The 14834-nt window shown below is 45.8% G+C and carries 10 protein-coding genes and 1 pseudogene; 3 read left to right on the top strand and 8 right to left on the bottom strand.

Translation table 11 applies throughout. The features are described 5' to 3' along the window. Window positions 1-741 precede the first annotated feature (741 nt). Both fabF and OYT88_RS15465 read left to right on the top strand, forming a co-directional pair. On the top strand, window positions 742-1980 hold the full coding sequence (fabF, locus tag OYT88_RS15460) for a beta-ketoacyl-ACP synthase II (RefSeq protein WP_274401243.1): 1239 nt from the start codon (window positions 742-744) through the stop codon (window positions 1978-1980). Window positions 1981-2904: 924 nt separating this feature from the next. Then, entirely contained in the window at window positions 2905-3879 is a 975-nt protein-coding gene (locus OYT88_RS15465) for an FTR1 family iron permease (protein WP_274401244.1), read from the top strand. Window positions 3880-4277: 398 nt separating this feature from the next. Here the strand turns inward: OYT88_RS15465 and OYT88_RS15470 are convergent, their stop codons facing one another. The 8 genes and pseudogenes from OYT88_RS15470 to OYT88_RS15505 all read right to left on the bottom strand — a co-directional run bounded on the left by OYT88_RS15470 (window position 4278) and on the right by OYT88_RS15505 (window position 12018). Further along, window positions 4278-4772: a PTS sugar transporter subunit IIA gene (locus OYT88_RS15470; protein ID WP_274401245.1), complete on the bottom strand. Its 495-nt coding sequence runs from the start codon at window positions 4770-4772 to the stop codon at window positions 4278-4280. Window positions 4773-5024: 252 nt separating this feature from the next. Then, window positions 5025-5885: a MurR/RpiR family transcriptional regulator gene (locus tag OYT88_RS15475; protein ID WP_274401246.1), complete on the bottom strand. Its 861-nt coding sequence runs from the start codon at window positions 5883-5885 to the stop codon at window positions 5025-5027. Between the two features lie 18 nt (window positions 5886-5903). After that, window positions 5904-7367: a PTS transporter subunit EIIC gene (locus OYT88_RS15480; protein WP_274401247.1), complete on the bottom strand. Its 1464-nt coding sequence runs from the start codon at window positions 7365-7367 to the stop codon at window positions 5904-5906. Window positions 7368-7380: 13 nt separating this feature from the next. Continuing rightward, window positions 7381-8268, bottom strand: coding sequence for an N-acetylmuramic acid 6-phosphate etherase (murQ, locus tag OYT88_RS15485; RefSeq protein WP_274401323.1), 888 nt, complete (start codon window positions 8266-8268; stop codon window positions 7381-7383). A 36-nt stretch (window positions 8269-8304) separates the two neighbouring features. Continuing rightward, window positions 8305-9336: pseudogene (locus tag OYT88_RS15490) on the bottom strand (MupG family TIM beta-alpha barrel fold protein); the annotation flags it as partial. Between the two features lie 543 nt (window positions 9337-9879). Next, window positions 9880-11241, bottom strand: a complete 1362-nt coding sequence (ulaA, locus tag OYT88_RS15495; protein ID WP_274401248.1) for a PTS ascorbate transporter subunit IIC — start codon at window positions 11239-11241, stop codon at window positions 9880-9882. Between the two features lie 28 nt (window positions 11242-11269). Then, window positions 11270-11569 (bottom strand): PTS sugar transporter subunit IIB, encoded by a 300-nt coding sequence (locus OYT88_RS15500; protein ID WP_274401249.1) that lies wholly within the window; start codon window positions 11567-11569, stop codon window positions 11270-11272. Next, entirely contained in the window at window positions 11566-12018 is a 453-nt protein-coding gene (locus tag OYT88_RS15505) for a PTS sugar transporter subunit IIA (protein ID WP_274401250.1), read from the bottom strand. The genes OYT88_RS15500 and OYT88_RS15505 overlap by 4 nt, the downstream gene beginning before the upstream one ends. 274 nt (window positions 12019-12292) lie before the next feature. Here OYT88_RS15505 and OYT88_RS15510 point away from each other — a divergent pair, with 274 nt between their 5' ends. After that, complete coding sequence (locus OYT88_RS15510) at window positions 12293-14353, top strand: BglG family transcription antiterminator (RefSeq protein ID WP_274401251.1); 2061 nt, start codon at window positions 12293-12295, stop codon at window positions 14351-14353. Window positions 14354-14834 lie beyond the last annotated feature (481 nt).

Raw genomic sequence — 14834 nt, forward strand, 5'->3', positions numbered from 1 at the left:
CAGACGCCTTCAATAATCGGATTTCAAACATAGGATCAGTTTTTCATTGGCCTTGATTCACCCTTCCGTTCGTTCGATTACATTTACTGTATGCGATTAATAAGGCATTGTCAAATGCTGCAGGAGAGACAGGCCGCTTCATCCCAATGGGGACAGTCATTCTCCGAAAGACGTTTTATGCATAAAAGCGGTACCTGGCAGTTTGAATGCTTTCACACATGCCAATCTTAAGACAAAGTTACTGTGATAAAGCTTAGACTGATTTACAATAAACGGATATTGCGCAACAGCCCGGATCGGATTCTGGACCCAAGCATTGAAAAAGCGTCCGAACATGAGCGGTCGCTCCGATCTGATCAAGGGCGTCCGAATTGCTGGATAGTCGCTCCGAACCGTCGGAAAGTTGGGACCAGAATCCGGGCAGCCGCTCCGAAGCATCGAAAAGTGGCGCCGGAATTTTGAAATGCTGTACCGAATAGGAGCAATCGTTCGGTTTGATTCGATCGGCAGGCTTGATCGTTAAGCCAGCCGGTTTCGATTTCTTTGAAGACACTCTGTGCTACCTGATCGAAAAAAGACTGAAAGATTAAGAACTATTGTATGCCTTCCAGAAAACAAAACGGGAAGGGCTTTCTGTCCTGTTTTATCTCCCATTCACACCACCTTCTTTATCTGTTACCTCTTGTAATAGGATAATCCGTGATGTATTAATAAAATAACAGATCAGAGGAGGCACTAGAATTGCAAAGAGTTGTTATCACGGGAATGGGAATCATTTCACCGCTCGGAAACGATGTCCGTACGTTTTGGAACAACTTAATTGCCGGGAAATCAGGTATTCGAAAAATTGATACATTCGATACAGAACCATTTAAAACAAAAATTGCCGGCCTTGTAAGAGACTTCGATCCAGCGGACTGGATTGGAAAAAAGAATGCAAGGAGGCTCGATCCCTTCTGTCATTATGCACTGGCTGCCGCACAGCAGGCCTGGGACGATGCTCAGCTGAACAGTACCGGGATCAGCTCCGATCGCTTCGGCATTTTTGTAGGTTCGGGAATCGGCGGAATTCAAACTCTGCTCAACAATGCCGAGAAGCTGCGCGCCCGTGGTCCGCGGAGGGTGAGTCCGATGCTTATCCCGACAATGATCGCCAATATGGCGGCTGCCGAAATGAGTATCAAATGGCATGCGACAGGGCCTACTATGGCCCCTATTACTGCCTGTGCAATCGGCAATACTTCAATCGGAGAAGCCTTTAAGCTCATTCACAGCGATGAAGCAGATGTCATGTTCGCCGGCGGAACAGAAGCTGCGGTAACAGAACTTTCGTTGGCCGGTTTCGAAAATGCGACTGCCTTGTCAACAAGAAATGAACAGCCCGGAAAGGCGAGCAGGCCCTTTGATGCGGGCAGAGATGGATTCGTTATGGCCGAAGGGGCAGGAATTATTATTCTGGAATCACTGACCCATGCCTTGAACAGGCAGGCATCCATTCATGCAGAGATCATTGGCTATGGGGCCAGCTCGGATGCTTATAACAGAGTCGCTCCCGATCCGGAAGGTAAGGGAGCATACTCGGCTATGAAAAAAGCACTTGACGACGCAAGAATATCTACCGGCGAAGTAGACGTAATCAGCGCGCACGCAACCAGCACAAAATCGGGTGATTTATCGGAAACTGCGGCTATTAAACATCTGTTTGGGAAAAGAGCATACGACATCCCGATTACAGCCAACAAATCAATGACCGGCCATATGTTCGGTGCAACCGGCGGTGCAGAAGCCATTGCGCTTGTAAAAAGTCTACAGAATGACATTATTCCTCCGACCATTAATCAGGAAGAGGCAGACCCCGAATGCGATTTGGATTATACTCCGAACATCGCTCGAAAGCAGAAACTGAATATAGGCCTCTCCAATTCTTTTGGATTCGGCGGACACAATGCTGTTATCGTCTTAAAGAAATATTCCGTATAAATGAAGCTTCATACGTTTAAACAATTTTAAAAGCTGCCTTTAAAAGGGCAACTTTTTTAATGACTTATCGCAGTACTGCGGCTATATTAAACTAATTAAATAAACAATTGTTTAATACGCGGTTATTTCAATTCCGCACATAAAATCCTGTACTGAAAACACAGCAATCGGCTGAAGATCGACAGTAAACGGACCGGAATCAATAATTGCAAATAATCAGAGCAGTAAGATCGCCCTTGATTGATGGATCAACTGCGGCTGGAATTTTATTAACTTTCGGCTGAATTCGCAAGGTTATCGGCCGTTGCCCCGCTCCTTCCGGCCAAATTCAGGGTCCTATCGGCCATTGCCCAGTCTCTTCCGGCCAAATTCAGAGTTCTATCGGCCGTTGCAGGGAGTTTATCAGTCGTTGCGTCCGATTCCGTAGCACCCGATCAAATCATTGCAGAAGTTTGATCGCGGACACGCTCTTCGTCTCTCAAGAGATTGATGGTCTCAGGGAAAGTCGATCATTATCTGACGGCCCGGCAGGAAAATGAACTGAAGAGAGATATCCGCATTACTGAATTTTATCGGTCATTCTGAGATGGTATCGATCTTCAAACAAATATATTAACCATTATGGACATTGCCTGTCCCACAATATTCAGTTCTTTTACAGCATAGCTTTTTTTATTCTCTCTTCCTAACATTCTTTTCCCTGCTCATAACGTAAAGGGCAGATGCCGTCAAAACAAGAGGATCCATATACCCGGGCCTTTTCTTGCCCCGAAAAACTTTATGAACCGGGACAGCTATTGCCGTTCTAAAATAATGATTGATAAGAAAATTCGGCATTTATATTGACAAGAAACATTTCTGCAGGTATATTATTTAATTGATAATGATTATCGTTACCAAATAAAACTGTAGGAGGTTTCTAACTTGTCTCGACGACTGAATATAAAATCCGTCCTTGTTCTTGCAGGCGCTTTGATCATCATAGGTATTTTGACTTGGCAGGGCATTATTTACGGAGGAAATCCGCCGGATCCGTCGGAACAGCATATGAGTGAAACTGCGGGTATTGTCAATACAGGCATTCTTGTTTTTCGTGAGGGCCTGGAAGCAATCCTTGTACTCTCCGCGCTTACCGCAGGCCTGATGCGTACAAAACAAGTATTCTGGAAACCGATTGCTTTCGGATCCGGTGTCGGCTTTGCGGCTGTACTGACAACTTGGTTTGTTTTGGTCGGCATTATTTCGCTTGTTGCCGCGACGACATCGGAATATACTATTCAGGCTGCTACAGGATTATTAGCCATTGCCGTACTTTTACTGGTCATGAACTGGTTTTTCCATAAAATTTACTGGACGGTCTGGATCGGCGCACACAATAAGAAAAAGAGTGAACTGATCAGATCTTCTTCTTCCAAGAGTGCGTCGGCTACATACATGGGCCTGGCAATGCTCGGCTTCTCAGCTATTTATCGTGAGGGATTTGAAGTGGACCTCTTTCTCCAGACAATCCGCATGCAGGCAGGAGGAGAAATTGTTTTACTTGGTGCCATTGCCGGCCTTTTCCTGACGCTCATTGTCGCAGCGCTTACTTTCGTTGCTCAGCGAAAATTACCCTACAAAAAAATGCTGGTATTTACAGGTATTATGCTCGGCATGGTTTTGATCGTCATGGTCGGTGAGAATATACAGGAAATGCAGCAGGCCGGCTGGATCGGGACGACCGGTATCGGATTCTCACTTCCTTCCTGGTTAGGCATGTGGTTTGCCGTTTTCCCGAACTTCGAAGGGATTACCGCTCAGATTCTGGCTGCCTTCTTTGTGATTGCTTCTTATTTTGTCGCAGAATACATGCGGTCATGGAGGCCGCGGAAACAGGCCAGGCTTAATCAGGCCCATTAATGCATCGTCAGGAGTGCACAGTGCTTTTTCGTCCTGCTTTTTGATTGATTGTCAGCAGCGGGCGTACAGATTATCGCTTAGTGACCGGCTCGCCTCTGCTCAGCAGGCCTAAGCCTCCATGATCCTGCGGAAAAGGTAAAATTTGATTTTTAGGTTGAGGTTAATTCTCATAGATTGATAATTGATGGAAACAAAAAGGTGTCATTCAAATGGCAGAATGACATCAAAAAAGAAGAACCGAAGAGGAATTTTCTACAAATTTCTCCGGTTCTTGAGTTTTAAAAGGCTTTTAAGGAAGCTTCTTTTGCAACAAAACAGGTTCACACTATCAAATTGGCCATTTTATGTTCAAATTTTCAATAATCGATATAGATGGCCAACCCGAAGCTTAGTTAATTTTACTGAACGGCAGCCGCTTTGCCAATGACCGCGCCGTTTTCAACCATGCCTTTGGACGCATCGACTCTCAATTCTTTGAGTGCCTCGGAATTTGTAAAAACAATCATGACCGTGTCTTCTTTTTTCGCCGCCCTGACTTGATCCAAATCCATGAAGGCCAATTTGTCGCCGCCCTTAACCGGCTGCCCCTCTTTAACAAAGACTTCAAAGGGAGCCCCCTTTAAATCAACCGTGTTAATGCCCAGGTGGACCAACACCTCGAGCCCGTTTTCCATTTTTATGCCGATGGCGTGTTTTGTCTCAAAGACGGTCATGATCCTGCCGGAGACGGGACTTGCAATCGACCCATCAGCAGGTATGATGGCAAATCCATCTCCCATCATTTTAGATGAAAACACCGGATCATTCACTTCTGCCAATTGGATGAGTCTTCCGCTGGCAGGAGCGTATATTTGATCATCCGCAACAGCCGTTTTACGAAAAAGTTTAAACATGAAGATATCTCCTATACTTTGCCGATTTTTCTGCAGAAAATGTGTTTCATCTGATTGGGGCCGGACCTTTTCTGAGGCCTGAATGTATCCCTATCCGGTTTATTTTACCCCGGCGTGCCTTTTTTTGCGATCATCCGTAAAAAGCCGATCTTCCCTCATCCGCTCGCTGCCGGAGATCGAAAGCTTCCTCCCCAACGATTATGCGGCACAGAACCTGTATCAATGCCGCCCGCTTCTTAAAAAGTGAATGGATCAGCTGTTTTCTTTATGAAAAAAAGTTTGAATATTAATTTTCGACTCTCTGAGCATATTCATGATTTTCTTGGAATGCCGATTCGCATAAGCGTAATACAAAACGTCAACCGTGAACAATTGTGATACCAAAGAAGTCGTCGCGGCACTTCTTAGCATGACCGCTTCACCGCCGCTGTGAATAATAGGCAGATCCACCAGTTTGGCCAAAGTGCTGTTTCTGTTTTGCGAAATGCCGACCGTGCAGAATTTTTTTTGTTTAGCAATCTGTGTCAGTTTGACCGCTTCATTGGTTTCTCCTGAATTTGATATGGCGACAAACATGTTGCGGCCTTCAGCACTGATTAATGAAGAACTGAGCAAATGATGATCAAGCATATTCACAACGGGTTTGCCGATTCTGGAAAATTTCTGCATGAAATCTTCGGCAACGACGTGTGAAGCCCCCAGTCCATAAACATAGATGGTTTTACATATATCAATCATTTCTGCCATTTTTTTGATGCTGTCTGTATCCAGATTATTGGATGTTTGCGAAATAGACTGATTGAACCGCAGGGCCAGTTTGTCTACGATCACCCGTTCATCCTCATCCGGTGTGATATCGGTGTACAGTCCTTCATTTACATCGGAAGCGTCGGCATACAGGCGGATTTTCAATTGGGAAAAACCCGATAAGCCGATCGAGCGGCAAAAGCGCACCACTGTGGCCGGACTGACACCTGCTTTTTTCGCCAGTTCGCTCGTATTATCGCTGACGGTTTCCACCGAATGACGAAGAACATATTCGCCGATTTTTTTTTCTGTCTTGGAAAGTTCGTTTAATTTCGATTTGATTTGCAGAATAATATTTTCTTCCACAATGATCCATCCACTCGTTTACTTTGATTCTTCAATAGCATCCTTTGGAATGCCAAAGAAGTAAGTGACAACAAAACCGCCGACATACCCGGCCAGCAGACCGATGACATAGCCCAGCCAGTGCCCGTTCGCAATAAGCGGGATTAAGGGAATGCCGCTCGGGCCGATGGCAATCGCGCCGATATTGCCGATGCCGCCGACAACGGCACCGCCGATCCCGCCGCCGATGCACGCGGTGATGAACGGACGGCCGAGCGGCAGCGTAACCCCATAGATCAACGGTTCTCCGATCCCAAGGATGCCGACCGGCAGAGCCCCTTTAATCAACTGAACCAGTTTTTTATTTTTTCTGCATCTGATCCATAATGCGAAAGCCGCTCCGACCTGACCGGCACCGGCCATCGCCAAAATAGGCAAAAGGGGCGTCGCACCGGTTTTATTAATCATTTCAATATGGATCGGAGTTAAAATCTGATGCAATCCGAACATGACCATCGGCAAGAATAAGAGACCTAATATAAACCCGGAGAAGGCACCGCCGACATGCAGCACCCAAGTAATCGATCCGACCAAGGCACTGGACACGACGCCCGCAACCGGCATGACAATGAAGATAGTAAAGAGTCCGACAACGAGCAGGGCAACGGTGGGCGTGACAATCATATCAATTGAATCGGGAATGATCTTGTGCAGTCTTTTTTCAATAATTGCCAATATCCACACTGCAAAAATAACACCAATAATGCCACCCTGTCCAGCCGTCAGGGCGTTGCCGTTAAAAATATTGATCAATGGGGCCTTCAGATCCATTCCTGTCAGCAGAACGGAGGCGCCGATAACCCCGCCCAGGCCCGGTGTTGCGCCGAATTCATTGGCGCTGTTTATGCCGACGTAAATAACCAAAAATGAAAACAGTCCGTTTTTAATCACGTTTAATGTGGTGACGGTGCCCGCCCAGTTCTGCCCAATGCTGCCGGCAGTCATCAGGTTGGACAGGATCGCTGCAATACCGGCAATCATACCGGCACCGACGAAGGCAGGAATCAGCGGAACAAATATATTTGAAATCGACTTTAATATCCTTTTAAAGGAAGAATTGTTATTATGTTTCGCTTTCTCGCGTGCTTTTACCTTTGCGGCGATCGCTTCTACCTGCTGACGGTCCGTTAATGCCGGCCCGTTCTCCGGCTGTCCGGCCGGATGATCGGGGAAGGGTTCTCCCAGCTTAACGCCTGCTTCGGCAACCATAATGTTGGCTACTTTATTGACAATGCCCGGGCCTAAAACAACTTGTAAAGTTTCATCCTCGACAATGCCCAAGACGCCGTCCACCGCTTTAAGGCCATCCATATCTACTTTATGATCATCCTGAATGGTCATGCGGACCCGCGTCATGCAGTGAATCAGCTTGGTGACATTATCGATACCGCCTACATTCGCATAGATTTGCCGGGCTAATCTTTGTTCTTTAGATTCCGCCATTTTGTTCTCCCCCTCAAACGATTTTCCTGATGAAGCCCTTAGCTTTATTTAGTCTCTGCTCTGCTTCTTCTTTTGAAAGATCTGTCAGCACCATCACAATCGCCAGTTTAACGTTTTCATCGGCCGCGTGAAATGCTTGATCAGCCGTGGCATAATCGCACTCTGCGGCCTGCATAATAATCGATTTGGCCCGTTCCACCAGTTTTTCGTTTGTCGGTTTAACGTCAACCATTAGATTTTTATACACTTTGCCGATGCCGATCATTGCGGCCGTGGAAATCATATTTAAGACTAATTTTTGTGCGGTTCCGGATTTCAGCCGTGTCGATCCGGTTAAAACCTCAGGACCGACCGGTATCTCTATAGCCGTGTCCGCATGTTTGCTTATTTCGGCATTTTCATTGCAGGCAAGACTGGCCGTTGCCGCGCCGATCTGGCACGCGTAATCCAGAGCCCCGATCACGTACGGTGTCCTGCCGCTCGCAGCTATGCCGAGTACAGTATCTTTTTCCGTCAAATGAATATTTTTCAAATCCTCCGCGCCCAAAATCGGAGAATCCTCTGCTCCCTCGACAGCTGCAGTCATCGCACGAGGGCCGCCGGCAATTAATCCCTGTACCATGGAAGGATCCGCACTGAAAGTCGGCACACACTCAGCCGCATCCAGTATTCCCAGACGGCCGCTTGTCCCCGCACCGACATAGATCAAGTGCGCACCGCTGTTAAAGGACTGTTCAGCCGCTTCAACGACCTGTTCAATTTGCGGCAAAGCCTTTCTTACACTCAAAGGAACGCTCTGATCTTCTTCGTTCATAAGGCGCAGTACATCAAGGGCCGATAAGGTGTCCAGGTTCATGGTGCTTTCGTTGCGCTGTTCGGTTGTAAGCTCTTCTAAATTCATGGTTCGTCCTCCTGGAATGTCGGTTATCTTAAATTTTGTACCGGATTGTATCAATTCGAGAAGCGGAAGGTCGCTGTCAATGATCTGCCCGATGACATTGACCCTGATATCGGAAGGCAGTTCTTTCTTTACAATTTGCAGTTCGCCCTTATACCTCTTGTAAAGATTATTATCGATTGTGATGCTTCCTTTTCTTCTGAGCTCCGTATTTTCCGGCTGAATATCTTCATGTCTGTTCCTCATCCTCGACGTTTCGCTGCGTATGACATATTTGCCCGGATCTGTTCTGTTCCGATGTTCTCTGTACATGTACGGATCCCATTTTTTACAGACAGAAGCGGCATGCAGAAGCAGGACGTTATGGTCAAGATACTCGCGGAATTGACCACGCGATACATTGGATAGATCCGGATCGCCGATATAGACACTGTCAACCTGATAATTGTTCATCAGCGACAATGCCGAAGCCAGCGGGCTCCGATGTCTGTGGATCTCTAAAGTAGGGAGCGTCTCATAAAGCGGCAGACGCAGCGCCCCGTCACCTGGTGCGAACGCGGTAATTTTAAAATGCCTGCTTTTCAGCCGGCGATTTTTTTCCAAGAACCATGTTTCATCCAGTCCTGTCTCGGGTCTCGGATAGTAATTATGCCAGGCTTCAATATTGTTAAAATCGGCATGGTATTGCACGAGCTGATGATAATCGTTTTCGGTTAATGTACTGGCATTTAAGCCGACGGTCAGACGGTTTGAAAGTCCGGCAATCGCTTTCCAGCTAATGCCGCCATCCATTCTCAAGCCATTGATTCCGCTTTCAAGGACATGCAGAGGATTATCGATTGAAAGACCGATATGCTTCAGCGCATCCCCGGAAATGTCGATCATCAGTTTTAAATCTCTTCTTTTTGCAATTTCCAACAGATGGGTCAAACGATCAAGATATTTCGAAACATCGTCTTCCGGGATATGAAGGGAAGTAAAAATCCCCTTGAATCCACAATCAGCCATTTTGTGAATATACTTTTCTTTCTCTTGTGACCAGTCATTAAGATATACGGAAAAACCAAACACATTCTCACCCCCCTTTTAAGCGTTTTCATTATAGCATGTATGAAATATAGTTTCAATAAAAAGATAATATTATATCATTTATAGAAATATGATTTCAAAAACAAATTGATACTGCTGCTCATTCAATACAAACCATTTAAAATGGTCCGCCCAGTTTCTTTTATCTCTTGAGATACTGAATTTCATGCAGCCTGATAAAAAATGATCCGTTTCATCGACCGTTGCGAATCACCGCGCCGGCTGAAACGGACTGGGAAAAACTTATTTGTCTGTCAAGTGCTGCTCTGCTTAATACAGATATTGTCTTTTTTAAGCCGTTTGATTGCGGAGGCTGCCGGATCGAACGATTTTTTCGTTTCATTTATGATATCTGCAGAGCACGGCTCTCGCCGATCGCGGACACAGATCCAGACGGGGAACACCCCTTAAAAGATGTCTGGATACAGTAAAAACCAGCGCTTTTTTTAAGCGCCGGCCATAGAAATTTATCGTGTTAGGACAGATCGGCAAAAGACGTTCGGATTGTTGCTGTTCAGCAATTTTTTATTCTGCCGCTTTTTTTGAATCGTCTTTTATAAAGAAAGACCAGATAATAACGATAACCAGGAAGGAAAGGATTCCTATGGTGATGCCCAGCTGGCCAAGGTGCCCGATATTACCGAGGATGATGCCGCCGAACAAATAATCAGTATCGGCAAACGTCGAAGCCGCCAGTCTTAAGCTTCCCAGTACCGGGAGAATAAACAGAGGCAGCCAGCTGATGAGCAGGCTGTTAACAGCCGAGCCGATGACTGCCCCCCGACGGCCTCCGGTTGCGTTTCCGTAGATTCCCGATGCTGCGCCGCAGAAAAAGTGACCGACGACGCCCGGTATGATTACGACGGTCTTGAGAGCAATCATGACAAACATGCTCAAAGTCCCGACGATAAAGCTTACAAAAAAGCCGATCAGAATGGCATTCTGCGCATAGGGAAAGATAATCGGCACATCCAGAGCAGGTTTGGCATTGGGCACGATTTTGGTAGCGATACCCTGAAAAGCCGGGATGATTTCACCGAGGATCATCCGGACGCCTGCCAGGACAACATAGAATCCGGCGGCAAAAGTACCGGCCTGAGTGAGCGAATAAACAAGATAATTCGTGCCGGCGCTCAGTTTGGATTCAATAAACTGCGGACCCGTGACCAGCGCCAGTATCAGGTAAACGACACCCATAACTAAAGTGATGGAAACCGTTGAATCCCGGAGAAAACCAAGATTTTTAGGAAATTTGATGTTCTCTGTAGATTTGCTTGCATCACCGAACCATTTTCCTATTAAACCGGCTGTTGCATAGCCGATATTGCCCGTATGTCCCATCGCAACCTGATCGCTTTTCGTAATTTTTCTCATGAACGGCTGGCAAATGGCAGGCGTAACGGTCAACAATGTTCCTTCAAAAATTCCGCCGAGAATGATTGTCCAGGGATTAACCTTCATGCCGGTAGAAATGAGAACGACGGCTGTGAGACAGGACATATATAACATAGCCTGGCCCGTCAGGAAAATATACTTGAATTTTGTAAATCTGGCCAGCAGCACGTTAACGATCATACCGGCCAACATGATCAGGGCCGTCGGTGTGCCGTACTGCTGCAGGGCAATAGCAACGACGGCTTCGTTCGAAGGAACGACGCCTTGAACGTGAAGAGCGAATTTAAACATGGCCGCAAATGGATTCAATGCATTCACAAGAATTCCCGCGCCGCCAACAAGCACCAAAAAACCAACAAATGTCTTAATCGTTCCTTCAACAATCTTCGTTGCCGGTTTTTTTTGAATCCATAATCCCAATAACGCAATTAATCCGACAAGCAGTGCAGGGGTACTCGCGATTGAAACAAAGAAATTCAGAATGGCCTGCATAGTATTCACCACCTATTTTTTTCATTCATCAGGAATGTGGGATGTTTTCTTTATCGAGTATCTCATTCACCTTTCCTCTGAGTTCCTCTTTGTCGATCAGGCTCTTGAGCAGATAAACCCGATCCTTGGGAAGGCCCGAAGCCCGATCTTCCAAGTCGCTGCCAAGGAAAAAATAATCGGCAGCCTGTTCGTTTAATCCGCCCGTATCAAAATGAACCACTTCAATATCGCCGGTATCTACATTTTCTTCTTTTAAAACATTTTCGATATTCATCTGAACCATAAAACTGGAACCTAATCCGGATTGGCAAATCGCGGCAATTTTCATTTTTGGGCTTCCTCCTTAAATTGTTCAGCCATTTCAGCAACCGATGCGGCATTTTCAAGCTTCTGTACGTTATTTGAATCTTCGAGTAAAGTAAGCAGTTCTCTTAACGCCTGTAAGTGTTTCGTATTATCCACAGCTGCCAATACGAAAAACAGCTTAATGGGGTGATCCGCATTGACAAGATTAACAGCCGGTTCGACCTTCATGAGGGACATACCCATTTCATTGACCCCATTTTCAGGGCGGGCATGAGCAAGGGCAATATAGGGCCCGATATTAATGTACGGGCCATTTTTTTCAACCAATGAAATCATTGTCTGAACGTACGACTTCTCGATTTTGCCTGTGTCGAGCAATGGTTTGGCCGCTTCCTTAATAGCCTCGCGCCAATCAAGATGATGTGCACGCTGAATTTGGATGGTCCGTTCGGTTAAAAGGCTGGATAACATATCTGCTCCTCCCTTCTCCTTTTTCGTTACAAGATGATCATACAAACTACATAGAACGCTTACAAGTAAAGCCGGTTCATTCAGATCAGTGCAAGTATTGAACCCCTTCGGTAAAAGAATTATTATTAATTTGAAAGTGTCTTTGTATGACCCTTCCTTTCGCCAGTGAATCGGAAATGTCCCGTCCCAGACCGGATCCTGTTTTTTAACCTCGGATGGGCGGATTCATGGCTCAATCGTATTCTTCCTTATGAAAGGTGCGGTGACTTCCAATATGCTTAATATTAGTAAAAAACAACAAATTAATGCGTTAGTCTCCATCCTGCACAGGGAAACAACTTATAAGAGTCTCTCTGACCTGGAAAACGAACTGCATCTGTCACGGCGGAGTGTCTTTTACTGGCTGAAACAGTTAAATAACCGACTTGAGAAAATGGATTTAGACCCGGTTCAGCATCTCATACAGGGCGGATATTTCTTAACAAAACGGACTGAAAAAGCACTGATCAAGTTCACAGATGCGGATTATTTCAGTCAACTAAACGGAGACGAACGGCGGGCAGCCATGACCTGGCTGCTGATCCAGCATGTTCCGCGGCTCTCATTAACCGATTTATGTAACCGTTTCAGCATCTCCAGGAACACAGTGATCAGAGATTTAAGGATGATTAATTCTGCACTGCCGGACCCTGTGTGTATTGAAAATACGCCTCATGGAAAAGTTTTAACCGGGGATGAAAAATTACAGCGCAGGTGGGTATATGCGCAAATTCTTAAAAGAAATCCGGCGGTTCTTCACGATCTCGAGAAACTGCCGCAACTGCAAGAGACGGAACAAGCGCTTTATTGGCTTCAGCAGCAGACAAAGAATTTATACAGTGAAGATTCTGCAAAAACGCTAACCTGCTACATTTCCTGGTTACTCGCGCGTGTCAGCAGTCTGGGCCCCCTTCCGGCAGATGTTCAGGGCTGCCGGACAGACACGATCGGTCTGTGGTGCCGGCACTTGTTTCATCGATACGTAAAAGTAACGAGTGGTGAAGCAGCCCATTTGCGTGAAGTGCTGCTGACGGCTCAGCTTCAGAGTACCGGCAGTCAGGCACCGATTATGAAACGATTAGTTGCCCTTTCCAGGCAGGTGGTGAACAGATTCCATATTATCTCCGGCGTCGATATTTCATCACCTGGGCTGATCCAGTCGCTTGCCACTCATTTGCTGCCCACTTACTACCGCTTTCAATATGGGGTGCTTTACCGCTACCCCAATTTATCCGGCATCAAGACCAAATACGCCTACTTAACGCAATTAACCAAGTACGCGATCTATCCTTTTGAAAAATATATCGGCAAACCATTAACCGATGACGAGCTTGCATTGATTACAGTCTATTTTGGCGGTGAGCTTAAAAAAATGCCCGCATCACTGATTACCTCTGAGCCTGACGTTTTTCTAGTCTGTACGAGCGGCATTGGCACATCAAGGCTTTTATTTCAACAGCTGTCCGTACAATATCCGGAAATTATCTTTACAAAACCAATGAGCATTAAAGATTTTCAAGCCTGTCATTTAACGGAACAGGCTCCCAAGGCGATCATAACAACAACGCCTTTAGAATCTGATCATGATATTCCCGTGATTCATGTGCAACCCATTCTTTCAGATTATGATTTTCATAAATTGGATCTGGCATTCAGGAAAATCGGCCTTCTTCATCTTAATAAAAAAAGTGTTCAGAACACGGTTAAGGATATATTAAATATTGTTTTTGATTATGCCAGAATTGAAGATTTCAACGGTCTGACAAAAAGTCTGACCAACTATCTAGCCGCGGATGCAAAGGTCGATAGTTCAACCGTTCTTCCCAATCTTTCAATTTCCGAGCTTATTCCTTTAAGCAACATTAAGATCATCGACAAAGTCAATGACTGGAAGGACGCGGTTTATCAATCATTTGAACCGCTGATTGTCCATCAGGATGTAGGCCTTAGATATGTTAGAAAAATCATCGAGTTAACTGAACAAAAGGGGCCTTATATGGTTGTACAGGATCCAGTGATGCTTGCGCACGCTACCCAACAGGAGGGAGTGAACAATCTGGCCATGTCACTGCTGCTTTTGCATCATTCAGCGATCATTCAACACTCAAATGTCCAGAAGGAAATTAAAGTTATATTTTGTCTCGCTCCGATTGATAATGTTTCCCATGTTAAGGCGTTAAGCCAACTACTCAATCTTCTGCAGAATAATGAGTTGTATGAACAGTTGATGGATGCGGACACTCCGCGTGAAGCTCATTTAATTCTTGAAAAACTTGGGAAAGCAGAGAAAGTTTAACGGGGATTAATCCATTCGAATTCCGAAATTGTCATTGGAGGCATCAGGGAATTCCTGAAAACCTTTCTTGTAAAAATCCACGTCCATGTATATAGGCTGCGAGGCTGACGAATGTCCTTGGGGGCGATATAACGTATGTCCCGGCCAGCAGTAACAGTCTGTCCCGGACAAATCTTCCGCTGTTAGCTGGAAAGGCTTGTAAAAATGATGGCGGAAATTCCTATTTATTTTTTGCATGCGGCCGGCCTGCCGTCAGCACCTTCATGATGCCGCTCTAAATGTTGCTCAGAGCTGATGGCCAACCGCCCTGACGGCGATTTTATGAGATTTCAAATTTCTTTTTCTGCTTATCCCATAGGCTTAGGCTGAATTCCTGTCCGCTTTTAGACAGAATGAAAAAGCGGTCGAATACCAGGCTAGCTCCGCAACCATTTTGTCCCGTCCATCAACGCGTCTCATTGTCAGAACCGTTTATACATGA

The sequence above is a fragment of the Sporolactobacillus sp. CQH2019 genome (assembly GCF_028765345.1).
Classification (GTDB): Bacteria; Bacillota; Bacilli; order Bacillales; family Sporolactobacillaceae; genus Sporolactobacillus.